The organism is Brevundimonas sp. PWP3-1b1 (assembly GCF_049896065.1).
GTDB lineage: Bacteria > Pseudomonadota > Alphaproteobacteria > Caulobacterales > Caulobacteraceae > Brevundimonas > Brevundimonas intermedia_B.
Genome location: NZ_JAFCTO010000001.1, coordinates 2,110,546 through 2,132,967 on the forward strand (window position 1 = coordinate 2,110,546; position 22,422 = coordinate 2,132,967).

Annotated in this window: 15 protein-coding genes; 2 read left to right on the forward strand and 13 right to left on the reverse strand. The window is 64.7% G+C overall.

Annotated features, from left to right (window positions below; all coding sequences use genetic code 11):
* Positions 1-9 precede the first annotated feature (9 nt).
* The 6 genes from ACP69V_RS10425 to ACP69V_RS10450 all read right to left on the reverse strand — a co-directional run bounded on the left by ACP69V_RS10425 (position 10) and on the right by ACP69V_RS10450 (position 9,742).
* Positions 10-2,778 (reverse strand): TonB-dependent receptor, encoded by a 2,769-nt coding sequence (locus ACP69V_RS10425; protein ID WP_426023761.1) that lies wholly within the window; start codon positions 2,776-2,778, stop codon positions 10-12.
* 400 nt (positions 2,779-3,178) lie between these two features.
* Positions 3,179-4,144 (reverse strand): N-acetylglucosamine kinase, encoded by a 966-nt coding sequence (locus tag ACP69V_RS10430; protein ID WP_426023762.1) that lies wholly within the window; start codon positions 4,142-4,144, stop codon positions 3,179-3,181.
* 16 nt (positions 4,145-4,160) lie between these two features.
* Positions 4,161-5,324: an SIS domain-containing protein gene (locus tag ACP69V_RS10435; RefSeq protein ID WP_426023763.1), complete on the reverse strand. Its 1,164-nt coding sequence runs from the start codon at positions 5,322-5,324 to the stop codon at positions 4,161-4,163.
* Positions 5,317-6,615, reverse strand: a complete 1,299-nt coding sequence (locus tag ACP69V_RS10440) for a D-tagatose-bisphosphate aldolase, class II, non-catalytic subunit (protein ID WP_426023764.1) — start codon at positions 6,613-6,615, stop codon at positions 5,317-5,319. The genes ACP69V_RS10435 and ACP69V_RS10440 overlap by 8 nt, the downstream gene beginning before the upstream one ends.
* Before the next feature lie 137 nt (positions 6,616-6,752).
* Complete coding sequence (locus tag ACP69V_RS10445) at positions 6,753-7,661, reverse strand: EamA family transporter (protein WP_426023765.1); 909 nt, start codon at positions 7,659-7,661, stop codon at positions 6,753-6,755.
* Positions 7,658-9,742 carry a glycoside hydrolase family 36 protein gene (locus ACP69V_RS10450; RefSeq protein ID WP_426023766.1) on the reverse strand — a complete coding sequence of 695 codons (2,085 nt, stop codon included), beginning with the start codon at positions 9,740-9,742 and terminating at the stop codon, positions 7,658-7,660. Before ACP69V_RS10450 ends, ACP69V_RS10445 begins: the two co-directional genes overlap by 4 nt.
* Before the next feature lie 135 nt (positions 9,743-9,877).
* Between ACP69V_RS10450 and ACP69V_RS10455 the strand changes: the two genes are divergently transcribed.
* Complete coding sequence (locus ACP69V_RS10455) at positions 9,878-10,981, forward strand: amidohydrolase family protein (protein ID WP_426023767.1); 1,104 nt, start codon at positions 9,878-9,880, stop codon at positions 10,979-10,981.
* An 11-nt stretch (positions 10,982-10,992) separates the two neighbouring features.
* Positions 10,993-12,900 carry an NPCBM/NEW2 domain-containing protein gene (locus tag ACP69V_RS10460; protein WP_426023768.1) on the forward strand — a complete coding sequence of 636 codons (1,908 nt, stop codon included), beginning with the start codon at positions 10,993-10,995 and terminating at the stop codon, positions 12,898-12,900.
* A 43-nt stretch (positions 12,901-12,943) separates the two neighbouring features.
* On the opposite strand, the gene agaR is transcribed toward ACP69V_RS10460, so the two are convergent.
* The 7 genes from agaR to ACP69V_RS10495 form a co-directional block, all read right to left on the reverse strand.
* Positions 12,944-13,738 (reverse strand): transcriptional repressor AgaR, encoded by a 795-nt coding sequence (gene agaR, locus ACP69V_RS10465; RefSeq protein ID WP_426023769.1) that lies wholly within the window; start codon positions 13,736-13,738, stop codon positions 12,944-12,946.
* Positions 13,739-13,980: 242 nt separating this feature from the next.
* A complete protein-coding gene (locus ACP69V_RS10470) occupies positions 13,981-15,192 on the reverse strand; it encodes an alkaline phosphatase (RefSeq protein WP_426023770.1) in 1,212 nt (403 codons plus the stop codon).
* 154 nt (positions 15,193-15,346) lie between these two features.
* Positions 15,347-16,300 carry an aspartyl/asparaginyl beta-hydroxylase domain-containing protein gene (locus tag ACP69V_RS10475; protein WP_426023771.1) on the reverse strand — a complete coding sequence of 318 codons (954 nt, stop codon included), beginning with the start codon at positions 16,298-16,300 and terminating at the stop codon, positions 15,347-15,349.
* Positions 16,301-16,303: 3 nt separating this feature from the next.
* Positions 16,304-18,223 carry a sulfotransferase gene (locus tag ACP69V_RS10480; protein WP_426023772.1) on the reverse strand — a complete coding sequence of 640 codons (1,920 nt, stop codon included), beginning with the start codon at positions 18,221-18,223 and terminating at the stop codon, positions 16,304-16,306.
* Positions 18,220-18,843, reverse strand: coding sequence for an aspartyl/asparaginyl beta-hydroxylase domain-containing protein (locus ACP69V_RS10485; RefSeq protein WP_426023773.1), 624 nt, complete (start codon positions 18,841-18,843; stop codon positions 18,220-18,222). The genes ACP69V_RS10480 and ACP69V_RS10485 overlap by 4 nt, the downstream gene beginning before the upstream one ends.
* A complete protein-coding gene (locus ACP69V_RS10490; RefSeq protein WP_426023774.1) occupies positions 18,840-19,478 on the reverse strand; it encodes a sulfotransferase family 2 domain-containing protein in 639 nt (212 codons plus the stop codon). The genes ACP69V_RS10485 and ACP69V_RS10490 overlap by 4 nt, the downstream gene beginning before the upstream one ends.
* A 66-nt stretch (positions 19,479-19,544) precedes the next feature.
* Positions 19,545-22,331, reverse strand: a complete 2,787-nt coding sequence (locus ACP69V_RS10495) for a TonB-dependent receptor (protein ID WP_426023775.1) — start codon at positions 22,329-22,331, stop codon at positions 19,545-19,547.
* Positions 22,332-22,422: the final 91 nt, after the last annotated feature.

Sequence of the window (22,422 nt, forward strand, 5' to 3'; positions counted from 1 at the left end):
GCAGGCGGCTTAGAACCTGTAGCTCAGGCCCAGCTTGTAGGACGCCCCGTAGCGATAATAGCCTTGCGGCAGCAGGGGGTTGCCGTTGATCGAATAGGTGTTGGCTTCATCCAGAAGGTTTTGGCCCTCCAGCGAGATGTCGATGTTGTCCGTCACCTTGTAGGAAATGTGGGCCGTGACCCAGGTGATCGGGTCGGCTTCTTCGTTGTAGCCTTCGCCCAGGACGTTGATCGCGGTGACGAACCCATCCGTATGGTCCGCCGACGCGCTCATCGACAGCGGCCCGCGCTCGTAGAAGAGTCCCAGCGAATAGACCGACGGCGCAATGCCCTCCAGCGGCCGCTCCAGATCCCCGACATAGCTCTTGGACCAGTTGCGGGTGTATTGCGCCCGCACGCCCAGGCCGTTGTCCAGGAAGTGCTGCAGACCGACTTCGACGCCGTGCACCTCGGCCGTGTCGCCGTTGATCGGGCGCTGGACGTTGAACAGATAACCCGGCACGCCGATGTCCTGACCCGGTTCCCAGCTGGTGGTGATCTGGTCCTCGATATCCTTCTTGAAGACGGCGATGTTGAAGATCGAGTTCGGGCGGAAATAGTATTCCAGCGACGCATCATACTGCACGGCCGAATACGGCTTCAGGGCCGCGTTGCCGCCGTAGATCTGGGTGAACTCGCCCCAGGACACGCTTTCGGTGGTGTTCGTCGGCGCCAGGGTCTCGACCGACGGACGGGCCATGGTCTTGGCCGCGCCCAGGCGAAGGCGCAGTTCCTCGGTGATGCGATAGTTCAGATTTATCGACGGCAGGACGTAGGTGTAGTCGTTGTCCTGGGTGATGGCCGTCGGGTCGTCGTACACCGCCGTATAGTTGAAGGCGCCATTCTCGATGATGTCGAGGATCTTGGCGTCCCAGGCCTGGGCGCTGGTGTTCGTCTGGACCACGCGGACGCCGACGTTGCCGCTCCAGCGCTCGCCCGACAGATTGGCTTGAAGGAAGCCGGCCCAGGATTCCTCGCTGACGCGATAGCTCTGCAACGGGTTCCACACCGGCGCAGCCGCCGCGTAATCGTACACGCCGCCGCCGCCGGGACGCGGCGTGCCGTCATAGGCGGCCAGAGCCGCCTGATAGCTGGCGACGTCGAAGGCCAGGAAGGTGCGCGGGAACTTCGCGTTCACCTCGCTCATGAAGTTGGGGAAGGTGAAGCTGTTCGAGATCACGCCGCCGCCGAGATCCCCGACATTGATCGCGTAGGTCCCGGAATAGTAGTCGGCGCCGCCCGTCAGAGAGTTGTTGACCAGATCCCGCGACTTTCTGCGATCCGTATAGTTGACGCCGAACTGCACATTGTCGAGCCAGCCGATACCTGCGGTCCAACGACCGTTGAAGGCGGCGCCGGTGATCTCGTCCTCGATATTGTCGCCTGCGAGCGAGAAGTAGTGGGTGTTGAAATCCGAATCCGTGAACTCGCCGTTGGCCAGCCCGCTGGACAGATCGCGACCGTCATCGAAATTGATGGTGACGTCGGGCACATAGGCGCCGTTCAGTGCGATTTGCGCGGTATTGGCCTGGTTCATCCGCAGGACGACATAGCTGTCCTGACCGCCCGAGTTCCGGTTGGACGTCGAGCGATAGACATCGCCGGTCAGGGTCAGGCTGTCGGTCACGTCCCACTGGGCGTTCACGCCGTAAAGCTGCGTCTCGACGACCCGATAGGTGGTCTGGTTCAGCAGTTCCGGATTGAGACGTTGCTCAGGATCGGGGTTGGCCATGTCGAAGCTGGTGACGATGCCGTCGTTGATCACCATGTTCGACCAGCGGCCGGGGGCATACAGCGTGTAGAAGGACTGCTGGTAGCCGACCTGCGGCGAGTCGAGCTTGGTCGACAGGCCATCGACGACCAAGCGGAAGTTGTCGGTCGGTCGCCATTCCAGCTTCGCCGTATAGGCGGTCCGCTTCTTCTTCTCCAGAATCGAACCCACGCGGAACTGGCCAGGACCGATCAGGCCGTACTCTTCGACGTCCAGTTCGCCATTGCCGTTCGGGTCGATATTGCCGCCCCAGGCGTTGCCCCACAGCCAGCTCTCGTCCGTCGGATCCGGGTTGCGGGTCCAGCCACCATCATTGCCGGCGACGTCCGAACGGTCGTCGCGCCGCTCGCTCACGACCCCGAGGATCAGGCCGAAGGTGTCGTCGAAGAAGGTGTTGCTGTAGACGGCCGACAGTTTGCTGCCGTCCAACTCGGACATCTGGTTGCGGTCGCCCTCGACGCGGATGATTCCGTGCTGGCCGCGTTGGTCGAAGGGGCTGGCGGAGCGCAGGTTGATCAGGCCGCCGATCGCGCCTTCCGTGTTCGCCGCTTCGGCGCCCTTGATGACATCGGCGCCGCTGATGACGTCGGAAGGCAGGACATCGTACGCGAAGTCGCGTCCCGCGCCGTCGGTCGCCAGGATGCGGCCGTTGAAGGTCGACAGCGTGTATTCGGGGCCCAATCCCCGAACGCTGACGCTTTGCCCCTCGCCGCCCGCAGTACGCGAAATCGAAACGCCGGTGATGTGGCTCAGGGAGTCGGCGACGTTGTCGTCCGGAAACATGCCCAGTTCGAGCGCGCTGATGGAATCCTGCACCGTGCCGGATTCGCGCTTCAGACCCACGGCGCGGGCGATGCTTCCCCGCGTCCCCACGACGACGATCTCATCGACCTGCTGGGCTTGGTCAGCCGTTGTTTCGATTTCATCAGTGTCGGCTGACTGGGCGTGAGCCGTGCCGACGGACAGCAAGGCTGCGAAACCGACGCCCGCTAGAGCGGCTGTTCGAAGTGATAGACGACGTGACATTGCGATCCCCTTTAACTCGCATGATCGACGAACGCCGCTTGAACTGCCGAGGCTTCGGTTCAGTCAAGAAAACGCTACAAAAGGGAACTACGGTTTCGCGAAACTGTCAAATAGATACGTAACGAAACTTTTCGGCGGGAGCATCAGCAGAGCGGACATGGCCGCTCCCGTCGGCAAATATCCTGCTCAAGTGGCGCACGGCTCGCCTTAGCCGACCCGGAACCAGGGGCGAAAGAGGTCATAAGAGTCTCGAATTGGGCCCTACCAACATCTCTCGACCTCGTCGCTTCATGACGTCGGCGGTCCAGGTGCAAGCCCAGACAATCGAGATGCGACGGCCCGATCAGGCGGCGACGGCGATGCCGAGCGATGCGCCGTCGAGACGCGCCGCATAGATGGCGGCGCCGATGGCCGGGCTGTAGCGCGGCGAAATGATCCTGTAGTCCGGCGAACAGGCCGAAAGCCGCCGCCTGAAGGGATCAAGAATCAGTTCGCCGCTCTGGAACACCCCGCCTGAGTAGGACAGGTTTACGGGTTCTCCGGACCGATACTCCAACCGCTGTCGGATCGTGTCCACGATCTGGGCCAGGGCTTCGCCCGCGTCGACGAAGATGCGACGTGCGGCCTCGTCACCTTGCACCGCCGCACGCGCGACCAGCCTCGAAATGGCGGCTATCCGGTCACGTTGGGGCGCGCTCCTGCAATAGATGTGGGCGCACAGATCCAGGTCGTTCGTCAGGGCGAACTCTTGCACCAGCAGATCATGCAGGGGTCCGCGCGAAAGGCGACCATCCGACATGCGCGAGAAGGCGTTAAGCCCCTGGATGGCGATCCAGTAGGCTGAGCCTTCGTCCGAGAACAGTTCGCCCCATCCGCCGCCGCGAGCGGACAGGCCCTGGCGCTCGCCGTATCCGATGGAGCCGGTGCCGGCGACGATATTGATCCCATCCTCGCCGGCGAGCGAGCCGGCCCAGCCGCAGATCATGTCGTTGCCGCAGGCATAGCGGCGATGCCCAAGCAAGGCCTCTGGAATGACGTCCAGAACGGGCTGGATCTGCGAATCCTCGCCATGGGCGGGCAATCCGAAGAAGGCGTAGAGAACGTCATCCGCCGACGCTCCTGCCTGCCGCAGCACCGAATGAACGCCGTCGTGGAGCAGAACATGGAGCTTCTCGACGCCGATATCGACGTGATAGCTGGAACCGCCCTCGTGTCGGGCAAGCTCGCGGCCGGCGCGGTCAACCAGCACGAAGGCGGTCTTGGTGCCGCCGCCGTCCACGCCCAGATAACACCCGTCAGACAGGCTCACTCTCCCTGCCCCCGCATCAGCTCAACTCGTGAATCCGCACGCCTTGCACGACCCGATTCACAGTGCCGGACGTGTTGGGCTTGTCGGGATTCAAACCCAGCTGCAGGGACTCGAAGAAGGCCAGCATCTGGGGCGCCACGATATAGGGGAACAGCAGGTCCACATCGTCCGAGGCCGTCAGGCCCTGTACGCTGATCTGGTCCTGCTCGGACAATCCCACACCCTCCTGGGCCGTTATGGCTATGACGCGGGCGGCGTCGTTGTCGCGGCGCAGCTCATCCAAAAGGTCCATGTCGTAGCTGCGAGTGTAGGCGTCATTCGAGAAGAAGACGACGATCAGCGTACGATCGTTCACGATCGTCTTGGGCCCATGGCGGAACCCCAGCGGTGAATCGAACATCGTCACCAGCGCGCCGTTGGTGAGCTCCAGCAGCTTCAGCCCTGACTCCCTGGCCAGCCCCTTGAAGATGTGGCTGCCCAGATAGACGACGCGCTGATAGCCCTCCGCTGCGGCGGACTGCATCACCGAGGTATAGTTCGCGATCACCGCCTGGGTGGCGCGCGCGATGGCCTCGACCCGTGCGTCCATGACGGCGAGGCCGCTGAACACCGCCAGGGCGGCGTACATCATGCACGAGAAGCTCGATGTCATGGCGAAGCTGCGGTCGTGCGTCGCTTCGGGCAGTTGCACGGTCAGACCACGCGGCCCCTGACCATAGGCGGCCAAGGCGCCTTCGGCGTTGCAGGTGATCACCAGATGACTCAGGCTCTTCACCAGGCGATCCGCGAGCTCAATCGCCGCTACGCTTTCCGGGCTGTTGCCGGAGCGGCCGAACGACACGAGCAGGGTCGGCGTCTCGGCCTCGAAATAGAGGTGGGGGGCGCAGACCAGGTCCGTCGTCGCGATGGCCTCGACCCGCCTGCCCAGACGCGCCGACAGTACCGGCGCCAGGCATTCGCCGGCGAAGGCCGAAGTTCCCGCGCCCGTGAGTATGATGCGAAGTCCAGGCATGGCCAAAAGCGGATCCAGAAACGCCTCGATCTCGGCGCGCCGGGCCATCAACAGCTTCTGGGTTTCGCGCAACATCGCCGGCTGCTGCACAATCTCGCGCGCGGTCCACAGGCCGCCCAGCCGCTCCAGTTCGAATTCCTCGAAACCCAATTGGGTGACGTCAGACATGAGCAAACTCCGGCTCGGGGGTGCAGGCGATCCGATAGGCTTCCAGGGTCGCGCCAATATGGGCGATCACTAGATTGGTCGGATTTGAGGGCAGCGCGGTCTCGCGCAGGGCGGCGTTGGCCGCCGGCAGATATTGGCTGATCAGAGCCATCGGCGGCGGATTTTCCGTCAGATTGGCGAACATCCGGTCCTGGGCGGCCACGATGGACGGGTCCGGCCAGTAATAGCGTATCCGGTCGGACAGGCTGTACTGCAGATCGAACTCCAGATCCGCTCCCGCCGAATGATAGTATTTGGCCCAGTTGCGCGGATCGGCCTTCATTCGCTCGATGGCGACATGGCGGAACCGCGACGCGCGCTCCTCGCCGATCCATTCGCGTTCGATCGCGTCCAGCGCCCAAAGCGCCTCACGCAGGGCGAAGGTCACGCCCGGCCCGACCTTGAGGATGGCGAAATGATCTTCGACCAGGGCCTTGAGCGCTCCGGCGGTCTGGTAATCGGTCGAATGCGCCTCGAAGACGATGTGCGACTGTCCGTCCAGCGCAGCGCTCAGATCGACCGCCTTGGCGCGCTCGTAGTCGATGACCTTGTGATGATCGAACTCGACGCCCGGCTGGACGACCACGCCGATGACCCGCGACCAGGCTTCGGCCAGGCCCTCGGCCGCGAAGATGATGCGGTGCGCCTCGATCGTCGCCAGCGCCGCTTCGGGCGTGGTCACTTCCAGCTCGGGCAGGTCTTCGGCGGCCCCGCCCGGCACAGGCACCTCGGTGCCGATGACGTAGACGCAGGCCTCGCCGCCGACGCGCGCCTGCGTCGCCTCGGCGATCTTGATCAACCGCGCGGCGCGGCGAGCGATCGTGTCTTCCGGCAGCGGCGTCGGATCGTCGGCGCACGACATGGAGCAGTCCGCATGGATCTTGCGGAAACCGGCAGCCACATACTGCTCGATCAACACTTCCGCCTTCGCCATCGCCTCTTCGGCAGGCAGGCCGGTCCACGGATTGGGCCCCAGGTGATCGCCGCCCAGAAGCACGCGATCGACCGGCAGACCGGCGTCACGCGCGATGGCGTGGACGAAGTCGCGGAACTTGTCCGGCGTCATGCCGGTGTAGCCGCCGTCCTGGTTGACCTGGTTGCAGGTCGCCTCGATCAGCAGCACGTCCAGCCCGGTATCGAGCGCGTGAACGCACGCAGCTTCGATGACCAACGGATGCGCCGAGCATACGGAATAGATGCCACAAGCCTGCCCGGACTTGTGCCGGGCGACGAGGTCGCGCATCGCCTTCATAGGAAATCCTTTCGGTAACAGGTTTCCACTCTACTGAAGTCCACTTGAAACGCAATCAAAGCAATGAAACCGAAACTTCACGGCGCGTTTCACACACCATGCAAGGGGAACATGGCCCCTCCGACGCCGACGCCGAACTAGGCAGCGGTCGCCAGAAGCGCCGCAGCGATGAAGGCCAGCGCCAGACCGACCATCTTCAGTTCGCCCGGCATCACGCCGACGATCAGCAGCGAAATCACGGCGGTGACCAGCGGTCCGCCGGCGTTGGTGAGCGGAGAGACCACGATCGCCTTGCCGTGCCGGAAGGCGTAGACGAGGAACAGGGCGCCCACGGCGTTCAGCATCTGGATCACCGCCGCCAGCCACGGTCCGTCCCAGCCCCAGTTGATGGGCTTGGAGAAGTCCGTCATCGCCAGAGCCGCCGGGGTCAGCAGCAAACCGCTGAGCATCATGTAGAAGAAGATGCTCTCGGCGCTCATGTGGTTGTTGGCCAGCTTCATAAAGTAGGCCTGCACGCCCCAGCAGGCCATGATGATCAAGGCCAGCGGAAACCACGTCGACCCTTGCGTGAACGAGAAGCCCTGCGGCGAGAAGTCGAACAGGGGAAGGGCGACCAGCGCCAGCGCCACACCCAGCGCCCCCAGCCGCGACGTGCGCTCCTTCAGCAGAAGCAGCGACAGCAGGATGGTGATCAGCGGCGACAGGGAGATGATCGGGAAGATCAGATAGGCCGGGCCCGTCGTCACCGCATAGAACAGGATCATCTGCCCGCCGGCGCCGGTCAGGCCGATCAGCAGGCCGAAGAGAATCGACTTGGGATCGCGATCCAGCCTCCACTTCTCGCGCTGCATGACGACCACCGCCGGCAGGATCATGGTGACGGCCCAGACGCAGTAGACCAGCGTTTCAGGGAAGCCGCGCTGGGCGGAGATGCCCGCGAACGCGCCCCACACCCCCCACAGGCCGACCGTCAGAAAGGCGAACAGCAGCCAGCGACGCGAAGTGACGGCGGGCGTGATGGGAGAGGTCGCGGGAGTGTCGGTCACGCGTGTGCGCCTTGCATGGGAACGGCCTCGATCAGCAGGAACCGCTGGAACCGGGCGGGAATGCGCGCGGCCTCCGCCGTCACCGTACCCAGGTCCGCACCGTTGAAATAATCGGTCAGGCGATAGCCGCCCTCACCCAGGCCGCGCAGCTCGACCTGCCCATCCCATTCCGGCGCGTAGAAGGCATAGTACAGCCGGCCGTCCTTCTCGACGGCGTGGGCTTCCGGCTTGTCGAAGCCGATGTCGTACAGCTCGCCCATGTACTGGCCCTTGGGCAGCATCTTGGCGTTGTAGATGTCCGCCCACTTGCGCCACACCGCCTCACGTTCGGCGGTCAGTCGGAAGTTCGCGTCCTTGCCCCTGCCCTCGTTCGGCCAGGTGAACTTGGTCGAGATGACCGCCCCGATGCCGACGGACGACGCGAAGTCGTCGCCGCCGTCGCTCAGCTCGACATGGTCCCCGGCATAGGCGGCGTCGCGCCCCATCAGCGCCTTCAGCGACTTGCCCTTCAGGCGCACCTGCCAGGACGACAATGGATCCGACGATGGGACCTGGTTGGTGTAGGGCAGATTGTGGAAGGCGTACGAGGTGCCGCACGGGCAGAACTCGACGACGGCTTCAGGATTGGCTTCGCGCGCCGTGTCGTAGACCATCTTCCAGAAGTCCTGGAGCTTTTCGACCGACTCCTCCGGGCGCGCATGGTTGTGGGCCGGGTTGTGACAGGGGGCGACCCCGTTCATGTGCTGACCGTCCAGCTTCAGCCCTTCATAGCCCCACTCGCCGATGATCTTGCGGATCAGCGCCTGGGTGTAGTCCCGCGTCGGCTGGTAGGCGGGGCACAGGTAGAAGGCGTTCCACCAGGTCACGTCCTGGACCGCGCCGTTCTCGTCCAGCAGCAGCATGTCGGTGTGGTCGTGCAGCAGGTCCGACCCCGGATCGACCGCCAGGGGCGCGAGCCACAGCCGGGGCTTCAGCCCCGCCGCGCGGATGTTGCGCGCAAAGGCGATCATGTCCGCCTCTGTGCGGAACTTGCGAGGGTCCAGCGCCCAGTCGCCCTCGTTGGTTTGCCAGCCGTCGTCCAGCACGGCCCATTTGAAGCCCAGATCCTTGACCTTGGCGTAGGTGCCTTCGATTTCGGCGACGGTGAAGTTCCGATCGTAGCCCCAGGCGCACCAGATCGCCTCGTACGATCCTTCCGGCGCCTTGGGCGCCGCCAGGCCGCGGTCCGCCATCACGCGACGATAGGCGTCGAGCGTCGCGTAATAGTCGCGCCGGTGAACGGTGACGAAGGCGTCGAGCGAGTTCATGGCGTCGCCAGGACTCAACGTAACGGCCCGCGCCTCTTCCAGAGCCACGGACGCGCCCACCGCCGAAGCGATGATCGGCAGCGAGATCAGCTTCGGCGTCAGCTCGATATGGCCGACGGCGATGCCGGCGTCTGGCCGCCAGACGTCCGCCACCGGCGTGCCCGACCCGTAGTCGGAGGCGTTCATGCCCATGAAGTTGGCCTGCTCGAAGCCATCCTTCACCGGCTGGACCCAGTCGCGGCGATCGGCGTGCGTCGAGCCGGACCAGGACCAGAAGCCCGCGCCGGACGACTTCAGCGTATGCGCGCCCACACGGCAACTCTTGATCGCCAGCGGTTCGCCTCGCGTATGGCGCCAGGCGACCTTCACCAGCGGAAAACCGGGATAGCGGTCGTAGAAGCTCAGACTGACGGTCTTTTCCAGCCCCTCGGCGGAAACACCGCGCACCACATAGCGCACGCCCTGGCCATGAGCGTCGCTGATCGCGGCCTGGCTCCGATCGACAAAGGCGAAGCTGTCGATGATCCGGTCGTCTTGCAGCGTCACCGTCTCTGAAGCGCCGAAATCGGTCAGGGCGACCGGCTGTCCGGCAAGCCCGGAGATCAGCCGACTGTTCAGGGCCGAATCGAACTCGACGGTCAGAACGTCGTCCCCGACGCGCGCCACGGCCGGCCCCGCCCAAGCGCGCCCCGCGCCCGTCGCGCCTGTCGCCAGGACCGTTCCCCCCAGCAGGGCGAGCAGACCACGGCGGTGAAGAAGAGGTTTCGTCATCATCGTCGCACCCTCTTTTGACGATCATCCTGGAAATAGCCTTGCATAGCCCCCTTTCCAAAGGCAAACAAAAAGATGCACAACGAAACATCTGAATATGTTTCATTGTCTGCTGATTTCGGTTGGATGGAGACCATCATGAGGTTCAACACGCGCTGGGCGCTCGCTGTGACCGCTCCGCTCCTTGCCTGCGCGGCGCTGTCCGCCTGCACCACCCTTGAGGGCGAAACCTATGCCGCAGCGGATTTCGCCGGTGTGCGCAAGATCGACGCCCATGTGCACGTCAATGTCGCCGACGATGCCTTTCTGGACCAGGCCGCCGCCGACAACTTCGAAATCCTGTCGATCAATGTCGACTATCCGGCCTTCCCCTCGATTAGCGACCAGGCGGAGGTGGCGCACCACTACGCCGAGGCGAACCCCGAGCGTTTCCATTACGCCACGACCTTCTCGATGCAGGGGTTCGGCCAAGCTGGATGGGCGGACCGCACCAATGCGCTGATCGATGCCGAAGTCCGCCGCGGCGCCCTAGCCGTGAAGGTGTGGAAGAACATCGGCATGGTCGAACGTGACGCCGAGGGACATCTGATCTTCATCGACGACGCGGGCTTCGATCCCGTCTTCAGCCGCCTGGCCGACACGGGCGTTCCACTCATCGCGCACCAGGGGGAACCCTATAACTGCTGGCTGCCGCTCGATCAGATGACGACCCGGAACGACCGGCTCTATTTCTCGGCCCACCCCGAGTACCACATGTATCTCCACCCGGAGATGCCGAGCTATCAGGATCTGATGGCCCGACGCGATGCGATGGTGGCGAGAAATCCCAACCTTCACGTCGTCGGCGCCCATATGGCCAGCCTGGAGTGGAACGTCGACGAGGCGGCGAAATTCCTCGACGCCCATCCGAACGCCGTCATCGAACTGGCCGCCCGCATGGCCCAGATTCAGCACCAGTCCGTCCGCGACCACCGCAAGGTCCGGGACTTCTTCGTCAAGTATCAGGACCGCATTCTATACGGCACCGATCTGACCCTGAATCCGGGAGAGGACACGCAGGCCTTCAGGCAGTCGGCCCACCAGGTGTGGTCATCGGACTGGACCTATCTGGCCACCGCAGACACCCAGCGCGTCGATGACATCGACGCCGATGCGAAGGGGTTGGCCCTGCCCCGGTCGGTAATCGACAAAATCTATTACGCCAATGCACGGCGCGAGTTCTTCTCGCGTCCCAGCCGCTGATCGGAGATCCCATGACCGTCCGCACCCTTCTGTCGTCCGTCGCCGTCTGCGGTATCCTCGGCCTGGCTTGGCCGGCGATCGCTCAAACCGATCCCTTGGCGGCCCATGGCAAATGGTCGATCCCCGAGCGGTCGCAGGCGCGAACGCCGCCCATGGGATGGAACTCGTGGAACGCCTTTCGCACCGAGGTGGACGAAGCCAAGGTCCTGGGCGCAGCAAAGGCCATGGTCGACAGCGGCCTTTCCGATCTTGGCTACAACTACGTCAATATCGACGACGGCTGGTGGCTCAAGCGGCGGCAGTCGGACGGACGTCTGGAGATTCGCACGGCGATTTTCCCGTCCGCGCGGATCGAGGGCCAGGATTCCAGCTTCCGGCCCTTCACCGACACCCTGCACGCCATGGGCCTGAAGGCCGGCATCTATACCGACATCGGCCGCAACGCCTGCTCTCAGGCGTATGACCTGCATTCACCCAACCTGCCGGAAGGCACGACCGCCGAACGCGAAGTCGGTCTCCATGGCCATGTCGATCAGGACATCGGGCTCTATTTCGCCGAATGGGGCTTCGACTACATCAAGGTCGATGCGTGCGGCATCAATGTCTATGGGCCAGACAACCCGCTGGTGCGCGAGCACGCCTACACCCCTGTGCCGCCTCTGATCGATCAGGTCTCGATCAACCGCACCGACGTGCCTGCCGTTCAGGCTCTCTACGGCGAAGTCGCCCAGTCGCTGCACAAACACAATCCGGACGGCGACTATATCCTGGCGATCTGCAACTGGGGCTCGGCCGATGTCCGATCCTGGGGCAAGGACGTCGGCCACATGTGGCGCACCAGCGGCGACATCACGCCGACCTGGACGCGGATGCTGCATAACTTCGACAGCGCCTCGACCCGCGCCCTATACGCCAAGCCGGGCGCCTGGAACGATCCAGACATCCTCTTCGTCGGGCACGGCGACTTCGACCAGAACCATCTGACCGAGGCCCGGTCCCACTTCGCCCTGTGGGCCATGATCAATGCCCCGCTGCTGATCAGCTACGACCTGCGCCAGGCGCCGCGAAGCCTGATGGACATCTGGGGCAATGCCGACATCGTGCGGCTGAACCAGGATCCGGCCGGCCATCAGGGCGTCATCGCCTATGCGTCGGACGACGTGCAGATCATCGTCAAGACGCTGTCGAATGGAAAGAAGGCCGTGGCCCTCTTCAACCGCGGCTTCTCCGAGACCGAGGTGACCCTGACGGCCGCCCATCTGAAGTTCGCAGGCGATGCGCCGGTCCAGCTTCAGGACCTTTGGGACAAGTCCGCCTCGACCTTCACCGGAGAGGCCGAATTCAAGCTGGCGCCGCGCCAGACCCTGGTGTTCGAGGCGGAAGGGGTCCGGCAGCTGGCCGACGGCGTCTATCTGTCCGAAGTTCCGGGCGACGTGAATGTGGCGGTCGATGGCGTGATCGCGCCGGAACCGGACCCCGTCGTGCACCGGATGCGCAATGTGTGGGGCGAGACGCGTGGTTCGGGCGAGCGCCCGACCTATGCCGGCTGGGGCGGCGCCCAGGCCGACGCCACACCCTACGACCAGGGCCTGAAGGTCGCGGGCCAGGCCTTCGACACGGGGCTCGGCGTGCTGACGAACTCACGCCTGGAAGTGCGAAATGCGGGCTACACACGCTTCCAGGCCAGCGTCGGCGTGGACGATTCCACCCGCAACACGCGCGATCCGGTGCGCTTCGCCATCTATGGCGATGGTAGGCTGCTGGCCGAGAGCGCGCCCATGCGCCTTGGCGCGGCGCCCAGCACCCTCGCCGCCGACATAAGCGGCGTTCGCATCGTCGAGATGGTCGCGCGGTCGCAAGACCTGACCAGCGACCTGCCGCTCGTGGTCACCTGGGGCGACGCGGCCCTGCGCCGCTAATGGAGTCTGGCCGCGTCGCCCTTTCAGGCGGCGCGGCCTCTCTTCAGGCTTTGTGAAGCTGAAACCCCAGCCGCTCGGCTGCTTCGTCGATATAGGCCGGCGCGCCCGTGTCCGTGACCAGGGCGTTCAGATCGTTCAAGCCGATGATGCGATGAAGGCATATCTTGCCGAACTTGGACGCGTCGGTGACGGCAATGACTTCGCGGGCCGTCTCGAACATCCGACGGTTCAGTTGCGCCTCGGGTTCGTGGTGGGTGGTGATGCCCCGTTCGGTATCGAGCCCATCGACCCCGAGGAACAGCTTGTCCAGCAGCAGGTCGTCCAGCGCGGCCACGGTCTGCGCCCCGTAAAAGGCCATGTTGCGCCGCCGCAGTTCCCCGCCCAGCATGACGATCTTTATCTTTCGCTTCTGCGCCAGCACGCTCAGAATATCGAAGTCGTTGGTGACGACGGTCAGATCTTCGTCGTCGGGCAGGAAGCGCGCAACCTGAAGTGTCGTCGTGCCTGAATCCAGCATGATGGAATCGCCCGGCTTGACCATGCCTGCCGCCATCCTGCCGACGCGCTCCTTGGCCTCGGTGTGGCTGACCCGCTTGGTCTCGATGGCCGGCTCGACCGGGGCGTTGACCACCTCGGTGCTGATCGCCCCGCCATAGGCGCGCGTCGCGACGCCGCGTTCCTCCAGATATTGCAGATCCTTGCGGATGGTCTGCATGGACACGTGAAACATCTCGGACAGGGCCGCAACCTGAACGCTGCCGCGTGTTCGAACCATGGTCGTGATTTCACGACGACGCTCCGAGGTGTCACGCGACATCACGCGAGAACCGTCCGCCATGCAACTATGTCTCCCTACGCCGCCATGCGGCGCCGATCGCTACGGTCCATGCATATCCGGTTTTCACTTTGTCTACAAAACGAAAGCTGGAACGTGAGAACATTCATGGCGTCGAGATGATCCCTCCCTCTCGGAGGGGTCGCGCCGCTGTCGCTGTCGCTGTCGGCGATCTGGTTCGTCACCGCCCAGGCGCATCGGCCCTGCCGCCCAGGGCGCTTGGCCTGATAGCGCTCGCTTAACCCTCAGTCGGTCAAATCAGCGTCTGAAGTCCAGCCCAAGGCGCTCATCATCACCTCAAACAGATGAGTGTTGGCAAAATAGCCGCGGACCTGATCGGCGCCCGGGCCGATGGCCAGGGCCGGGACTTCCTCTGCCGTGTGACTACGATTGACCAGGACGTTCTTCAGCCGAATGACCTCATCATCCGCGCCCGAAGCCTTCCAGGCGTCATAACCCTCCAGCACGTCCTGGCCGCGCGTGCCGCCATCGACCTGCAGGCCGAAGGAGTGGTCGGCGGTGAACAGCATCAGGGTATCGCGAAGATCGGCGCGCCCTTCGATCTCCGCGATCAGCCTGTCCAGATCGGCGATGTTACGCAGTCCCTGGCGCGGATCGTCGGTATGGGCGTCCCATTCAATCACCAGCAGATACCCCTTGGGCGAGTTCTGCAGCAGATCGAGAGCCCTCAGCGCGGCGGCGCGCACGTCGATATCGTCGGCGACCACCACAGGTCGGGCGTTCGTGGCCGGAGCCTGATCGAGCGCCGCGTAGATGGGTCGGCGGTGGGTCCGGCTCAATGCCTCGAAGCTTCCACCCGTCTCCGCCATCTGCTCACCGATCTGGCGACGACCGGCGCCGATCAGGACGTCGACCCCGTCACCAAACCGTGGCGAGAAGGCCTGCGGGAAGATTTCGCCCCATTTGCCGCGGTCGTTGGAATGCGCATAGGTCGCCGCCGGGGTAGCGTCCGTGATCGGCATGTTGGTCACGACGCCGGTGAGAAGCCCATGCTCCTCGGCGTATTCGAGCAGCGTTTTGGTCGGCGTCCCGTCGCGGTGACCGCGCACGGCGTCTGGCGACTGGCTGATCACGCCGTTCCTGGTCTTTACCCCGGTCATGATCGCCGACATGCCGTTCGCCGAATCCGAGACGAAGTCGTCGATCGGCGAGGTCTCGCTGAGCCCCAGGTTCGGCCACTGCTGGATGTGCAGCTTCAACGGCTCGCCATAAGCCAACAGGCTGGCGGCGTTGACGGACGCCACACCGCCGGCGTCCGCCAGAAACAGGATGATGTTTCTGGCCCGACCCTCGGACGCTTCCACTGGCGCTGCGACGGCGGTGGGGTTCGCCTCTGACCCCGTCTGCGCCTGAACGGGAGACAGGAACACCGCACCGGCCATGGTGATCGACAGGGCTAGAGCCGACATCAAAAAGCGAGGGGCGGTGTGCGTCATCGACGTCGTTCCTGTTGGCGTCATCATGTCTTAGGCGGTCACGACCAATCGCCGACACGACGCCCGCCCTCCCCTTACCGGACCGGCTTCAAGCCCGACTATGGCGGCTATGTGAAATTTGCGCGCTCGATGGCTTTCGGCTGACCACGGGCGGTCATGCGCGCGCCTCTTGCACGACGACCAGATGCTGCAGCACGCGCTTTTCGAGCACAAGCAAGGCGCTGGCGTTGTTGGTGCGCATGACCAGCCCAGCGGCGAGGGGCGTCGCGGCCTGGCGCACAGCGTTGGCCAGACGGACGAAATCCGGTCGAGCACGCCCGCCGACGCCATGTAGCGCGCACAGCTGACGCCAATCCTGGACGAAGCTCTCCAGCAAAAGGCCGAACCGGGTCATGCGGAGCCTGGCGTCAGAAGTATCGACCGCCATTGTCAGTTCTGCGCGCAAGTCGTCGATCAGCATCTGAACCTCGGCCGCAGGCATGACCGGAAAGCGCTGGTCGGTTTCGGTAAGCAGGCGTGGGGCGGCGTCGGGATTCCAGGGCATGGTGCGCCACTGGTCTCGCCGCGGGGGGCGTCCGCAGGCGAGCTGCCAGAAGGCGGCGGTGCCGGTGGTGTCCGCGACCAGATGGATGCGATCGGCGTTCGACCCGTTCTCCACATGGTGGCGGCGCCAGTTATCGAAGATCCAGGCTTCGCCCGCCGCCATGTGGACGGTTTCGCCGTCGCAGTGAAACCGCACCTGCGGCCGGGTCTGGATCGGGATGTGAAGACGAACGCGCGTGTGCCAGTGATAGTTGACGTCGGCATGTTCGGGCACGCCGGCGCCAGCCGCCAGCCGCATCAGACGCGAGCGGCTCCACACCACGCCGAAGCCGGCCAGGACCTGTCGCGTATAGGGCATGGAGTCCAGCCACGCGGTCGGCAGCATCTGGCCATGGACGGAATCCGTCTGTGCGCCGCCGGCGCTGATCAGACGCGCCGCGCTGTTGCCGGGCACGCTGTCGGGGTGGGCGACCCAGGCCTCGGCCGGCAGGGCCGCGACCTCGGCCTGCAGACGGTCGACCTCGAACAGGACGGGCAGTTGAAAGAAGGGTTTGGCCAGGCGCATCGATCAGTCCCTGTAGCCGGTCACAGCATCGCCGAGCGCCTCGCGCAGCGGCGTCAGCCACGGCGCGTAGCTGCGCCATTGGTCCAGCCCATCCCGGCTGATCGGTCGGCGCACCTGCTCGGAGCTGGGCGTTCGGATGCTGCGGCGTGTCTCGTGAAAGGCGAGGCAGCCCGGTTCAAACGGCAGTCCGCAGGATGTCAGTATCCGCCGAACGCCGCCCTCAAGATCCTCCACCACATCCTCATAGGCCACCCGCGCCACCCGACCCGGCAGCACCTCGTCCCAATGCCGCATCAGGTCGAGATAGGTCCGGTAGTAGCGAGCGATGTCGTCGACGCCATAGGCGAACTCCTGGTTGGTCGTGCCGAACAGCTGCTTCAGATTGCTGAAGCCGCAGGCCATGGGCTCGCGCCGGACGTCGATGACGACGGATCGCGGCAGGATCAGCTGGATCAAACCGATATGCCAGAAGTTGTTCGGCATCTTGTCGATGAAGAACGGCCGCCCCAGGCGTCGATGCACGGCGGTGTCGGCCAGGAATCTTTCGCCCAGCGCACGAGCCTGTTCCGCCGTCAGCCGGGTCAGGGCTTCAGGGTGCGCCGGCAGGCCGCAATCGGGATCGCGATCGCACAGTTCGCCGACGTAGCGGTCGATCTCGGTCAGTTCCTGCGTGCCTTCCACCTGCGAATGGGAGGCCAGGATCTGTTCGATCAGGGTCGAGCCCGAGCGCGGCAGGCCGACGATGAAAATCGGCGCGGCGTCCTGCGCGCCCCAGCCCGAGCGGGCGGTGAAGAACTCTGCCGTGAAAACCGACTTCAGGCGCGCGGCGCAGGCATCCGTGACCTCAGGCCGCCATCGGCCGGCGGTCCGCCGCAAGGCGTTGCCCCGCTCGTAATGACGCCAGGAGGCCGCGTAGTCGGCGCGATCCTCGAAGGCCTTGCCCAGGGCGAAGGACAGATAGATGCGGTCCATCTCCTGCAGACCGGGTGGGCCTTCAGCCGCCTGCATGCGCGCGATGTCGTCGTCGGTGAAACGGTAGGTCTTGAGGTTGGCGAGACTGAACCAGGCGACACCATTGTCCGGGCGCGCCGCCAGTGAGGCGCGATAGTCGGCGATGGCCTCTTCCTGTCGACCCGTGACCTTCAGGGCGTTGGCTCGCCACAGACGCAGATCGGCGACCTCGGCGCCCGCCGCGGGGCGATCGTCCAGCAGCCGCGCGTACAGATCGATCACCGGCTCGTGGTCGCCGAGAGCGACGCAGGCCGCGCCGTAAAGTTTCAGGTGGTCGCGGTCGTCCGGGTCGTGCTGGAGAAGACGCCCGGCCTCGCGCCGCGCCGACAGCGGCTTTTGCACCGTCAACAGGACCATGGCGTAGTCCAGCCGCGCGGCATGATAGTCGGGCGCTCGCTGAAGCACCGCCTCCAGCACGGCGGCGGCCTCGTCCAGCATGCCTTGCGCCTGGCGAACCCGCGCCAGCAGCCGCAGGGCGCCAACGTTGTCGCCGTCCTTGCGAAGATAGTCGCGGACGATGTCTTCGGCCGGCTCAAGATCGCCGTCGGCGTACAGGCTGTTGGCCGCCACGATCTCGGCCGGGAGCTGTTTGAACACCGCAAGCCGTTCAGCGGCCAAGCCCGCCTGGGCGGCGTCGCCGCGCATCCGGTGCAGTTGTTCCAGCATGTCCCAGCTGGCCGGCAGGGTGGGATTCAGCCGCACCGCCTGCTGCAGGGCGTCGATGGCCTGCGCCGCGTCGCGCAGCAGGACATGGCAATGGCCGCGCTCCTGATACAGACGGCTGAACCTAGGGTGGGTTTGCTGCAGCCGATCCAGCACAGCCAGAGCCTCGGGGACGCGCTGGCGGGCGCGAAGGTCGCGGGCCTGCTGCAACAGGACGTCGCGTTCCTCGTGGTCGGCCGCGGCCGTCACCGCGCTGCGCCAGCCGTCGGAACGGGCTCGATCCAGGCCGGGTCCGGCTGGTCGGCGTCATAATGTTCGAAGATCAGGTGGATGCGGTCGGCGTCGCCGTCGTTGCGCACCCAATGGGGGCCCATATTGTCGACCTCCACCGCCTCGCCCGCCGGGAAATGGTGTTCCTCGTCGCCGAAGAAGCAGGTCACGCCGGGGTTGGTGACCAGCGGCACGTGGATCTTGTGCGGCCATTTGGCGGCCGGGTTGGCGTCGATGTGCGCATGGATCACCCCGCCGGGGCCCATCCGGGCCAGCATGACGCGGGGGAAGACGCCCCGCGCATAGCCGTAATCGCGCACGGCCTGCGCCATCACCGGCTCCAGCAGGCCCCGCCATTGCGGCCAGGCGCGGCGGTTGTGCGAGGCGCGCCAGTCGCGGCCGCTGTCGATGAATCGAAAGACGATGTGGCGGGTCGCGTCCAGCGCGTCGAGCTTGTTCGGTTTGGCGGCGTTTTCGGCGTCCCATTCGGCTTCGGGGATGGCCTGCACCGCTGCTTTGAGGGCGGCGATATCGACCAGGCCCAACCGGCGCACGCCTCGGGTCTTGCGAGGATTGGCGGTCTGTTCGGGGGCGCTCATTGCGGTCCCTCGAATGTGTAGCCGAACAGGTCCAGATCCTGCGCATAACGGGCGGCCACCGCCTCGATCAGGGTCGGATCATAATAGCGGCGGTAGTCGTCGCGTGTCGTGCTGTTGACCCGGTCCAGCGGGCGCGACGGGATGCCGATGCGCGCGCAGATCGCATCATAGGACCCTTGCATGTCCTCGATGCGGCCCACCGCATCGGTGAGCAGTATCCGGCCGTCCTCTCCGGTCAGCAGCGAGGCCTGCGGCTGGAACAGGACATGCTGTTCCGGCGGCTGTTCGAACAGGAAGTGGCGCATCACCTCGCGCGGCCGGCGCTCGAAGGCGTCGCCGCCGCGATGCATGAAGGCGCAATAGGAAACGAAGCGATCAAACGGATTGCGCACGAATGCGAACTTGAAATAGCCCGCGAAGGCCTCTTCGCCGAGATAGGGCCGCACCTGCGCCAGCGACAGGTGGCCGTGGCGGATGGCCGCCAGATCCTGCCAGGGAAAACGCTTGTCGACGAACAGGCCCACCTGTTCGACATCCTCGTCGCCAAGCTGCTCGCGCAAGGCCTGACGCACGGAATGGGTGCCGGTCTTGGGCACGGCGGCGAAGATGAAACGGTGGCGGTGTGAAACGATCATGGATCCGGGTCACGAAAGGGCGCCCCAGCCGATGCGGCGGGGCGCCCAGTCTAGGCTGCGATCGTGTCAGAACTTATAGCTGACCCCGACCATATAGGTCGTGCCGCTCTGGTTCTGATTGTACAGATACTGGTTCCGACCCCAGAACTGGGTGTCCTTCTCGTTGGTCAGGTTGACGGCGTCCAGGGTGAGCTGGAGATCGTCGCTGATGTTGAAGAAGGCGGCGGCGTCCACATAGGTCGAGGCTTCGAAGCCCCGCGTGCCGGCGTTCATCGGATCATCGTTATAGCCTGTGAACCATGTCGCGCGATGGCTCATCGAGGCGCGGGCGCCCCACTGGCTCGTCTCATAATACAGGGTGGCGTTGTAGCTCTCGGGCGAGAAGCCCGTCAGGTCTTCATCGGCGTCGACCTTGGTGTAGTTGCCCGACACGCCAAAGCCGTCGAAGGGCGCCGGCAGGAAGGTCAGCTGGGCCTGAACCGTCAGCTCCACACCCTTCAGCGTGTTCGTGCCCTCGATGTTGACCGGCATCGAGAACTCGCTGACGATCGTGTCCGCCGTGGCGCCGGGGATCGTGCCGAACGGAACGCCCGTTTCGCTGAAGGGCACGTCTTCCAGCAGAACCGAGCCGATGTAGTTGGTGATGTCCTTCTTGAAGAGGCTGACCGAGATCAGGCCGACGTCGCCGAAGTAGTATTCCAAACCCAGATCATAGGCGTTGACCTTGTAGGGCTCCAGGTTCGGGTTGCCGCGCGAGGCGGTGATCTCGCCGGAATCCTCGTCCAGGAAGGCGCTGCCTTCCGACGCCATCGAGCCGAGACCCGGCCGGTTCAGGTTCTGCGTAGCCGAGAAGCGGAGCAGGACCTCGGGCGTCACGTCCAACACCGTGTTCAGGGCCGGCAGAACGCCTTCATAGCCGCCCTCGACGTCGGAAGTGCCCAGGTAGGCATAGCTGTCGCCCTGGATCCAGCCGACGCTGCGGGTGTCGGTGGTGTAGCCGCGCAGGCCGATGTTGCCGCGGAAACGGCGGCCCATCAGTTCGCTGTCCCAGTCCGCCTGGACGAAGCCCGAGACGGTCTCTTCGGTGGTCTCGAAGACGTTCTCGATGTCCTGAAGCGCCCCGCCCGTTCCGTCGGCGTTGGGGCCGAAGCGGTGGTATTCGTCGTATTTTTCGAAGGCCCGATCGTAGTTGCCGACCAGCCAGGAGCCGAACTCGTTGGTGTAGACATCGGCGATGTCGGCCACCGAGGTGCCGCGCGTCTTGTCGCGCGTGCCGTTGACGTTGTCGTCGTAGAAGGTGTCGATGCCGTTCTGACGGAACTTATGGTAGGCGACGCCGGCGCTGAGCGTCCAGATGTCGTTCAGTTCGAACCGTGCATTCAACTCGCCCTCGTGCAGCTCCGATTCATTGTGGAAGCCGCGATAATAGAACGAGTCCATCACGTAGTTGTCGGGATCGGTGGCGTCGAAGCCCGGATAGGTGAAACTGGCGGAGCGGCCATCCGCGCCATAGTCGGCGATCATATTGCCCTTGGCGCGCATGTAGAGCTTGTCGTCGTAAGGCGTCTCATAGGTCGACTTCTCATAACCGATGTGACCGTCGATCGTCAGGCGGTCGGTCAAATCCCATTTTCCCGTCAGAACGATCTGGTTGAACTCGTTCTCATTGCGCGAACGCCGGTGCTCGCTGCCGAAGGTCGTGCCGCTCACGTCCGTGTAGGTCACGTAATCGCTGTCGTCCCAGCGCAGGTCGTTGATGATCGACGCCGTCTGGAACGCCGCCGGCCAGACGCCGCCTGCGGGCGTATCGAAAGCGACCGAACCGGCCGCGTTCAGCGGGCGCGTGGCCAGGTGGAGCTCATTGCGCTCGGTGGTGAACTCGCCGTGCAGCACGTCGAGCGTCAGCTCCATGTTCGCGGTCGGGCGCCATTGCACCGCGCCGGTCAGGCCCAGCCGCTCCTGCTCGGCGTTCCACGACGAGATGCGGTTGCCGTCGGCGTAGTACAGATCGCCGGACAGGAATTTGGCCCGCTGCTCGGGCGTCAGCCTGGAGATGTCCAGCCCATTGTCGACCATCTCCTGCCAGACCTCGGGGTCCTCGCGGACGTAGTTGTAGGTGTTGTGGCCCTGCTCAGTCGTCCTGCGGCGGCTGTAGGCCGCAGAGAAGGAAACCCCGAAAACGTTCCCCCAATTCTGACTGACCAAGGCGGCGATGCGCGGCTGGGCGTCGTCGGTGTATTCGTTGGTCCCGACCTTGGCCGTCATGGCGCCGCGCAGGCCGTCTCCGCTATCGAACGGGTGACCAGTGAACAGGCCGACCGTCCCGGCCATGCCGCCCTCTTTCTGGGACGCCTGGAAGGTCTTTTCGACCTCGACGCGCGAGAACAGCTCAGAGGCGAAGATGTTGAAGTCGAAGGCGCGGTCACGCGACCGCTGGCCACGGCTGTCCTGGGCCGAGTCGACGTTGCCCAGCACTTCCATGCCGTTCAGTTGCACGCGGCTGAAGTCGGCCCCCAGACCGCGCAGTGAGATGCGGCGGCCTTCGCCGGCCTCGCGGGTGATCTGCACGCCCGGCAGGCGCTGCAGCGACTCCGCCAGGTTGAGGTCCGGGAACTTGGCCATGTCCTCGGCGACGATGGCGTCCACCGCGATGACCGAGTCCTGCTTGATGTCGCGTGCGTCGCTCAGCGAGCGGCGGAAGCCGGTCACGACGACTTCATCGACTTCACTAGCGGCGGCTTCCTGCGCGAAGGCCGGAACCGCTGCGGCGCCGACCATGACTGCCGACGCGGTGGCCAAGAGCACGGCCTTGAAGTTCAGGCGCGCGGCCTGGTCAGAATATCGCTTGAGCATGTGTGTCCCCCCACAACTGGTCTGAACCGTTCTGCTCGATCAGACGGGCGTCGGCCTGAAGCCGGGGCCGCACAGTCGAGACAGGGGATCG

Coding starts and splice junctions, on each gene's coding strand:
- ACP69V_RS10495 (WP_426023775.1), bottom strand. CDS start 22,331: ATGCTCAAGCGATATTCTGACCAGGCCGCGCGCCTGAACTTCAAGGCC.
- agaR (WP_426023769.1), bottom strand. CDS start 13,738: ATGGCGGACGGTTCTCGCGTGATGTCGCGTGACACCTCGGAGCGTCGT.
- ACP69V_RS10470 (WP_426023770.1), bottom strand. CDS start 15,192: ATGACGCACACCGCCCCTCGCTTTTTGATGTCGGCTCTAGCCCTGTCG.
- ACP69V_RS10440 (WP_426023764.1), bottom strand. CDS start 6,615: ATGAAGGCGATGCGCGACCTCGTCGCCCGGCACAAGTCCGGGCAGGCT.
- ACP69V_RS10485 (WP_426023773.1), bottom strand. CDS start 18,843: ATGAGCGCCCCCGAACAGACCGCCAATCCTCGCAAGACCCGAGGCGTG.
- ACP69V_RS10490 (WP_426023774.1), bottom strand. CDS start 19,478: ATGATCGTTTCACACCGCCACCGTTTCATCTTCGCCGCCGTGCCCAAG.
- ACP69V_RS10435 (WP_426023763.1), bottom strand. CDS start 5,324: ATGTCTGACGTCACCCAATTGGGTTTCGAGGAATTCGAACTGGAGCGG.
- ACP69V_RS10460 (WP_426023768.1), top strand. CDS start 10,993: ATGACCGTCCGCACCCTTCTGTCGTCCGTCGCCGTCTGCGGTATCCTC.
- ACP69V_RS10455 (WP_426023767.1), top strand. CDS start 9,878: ATGAGGTTCAACACGCGCTGGGCGCTCGCTGTGACCGCTCCGCTCCTT.
- ACP69V_RS10450 (WP_426023766.1), bottom strand. CDS start 9,742: ATGATGACGAAACCTCTTCTTCACCGCCGTGGTCTGCTCGCCCTGCTG.
- ACP69V_RS10475 (WP_426023771.1), bottom strand. CDS start 16,300: ATGCGCCTGGCCAAACCCTTCTTTCAACTGCCCGTCCTGTTCGAGGTC.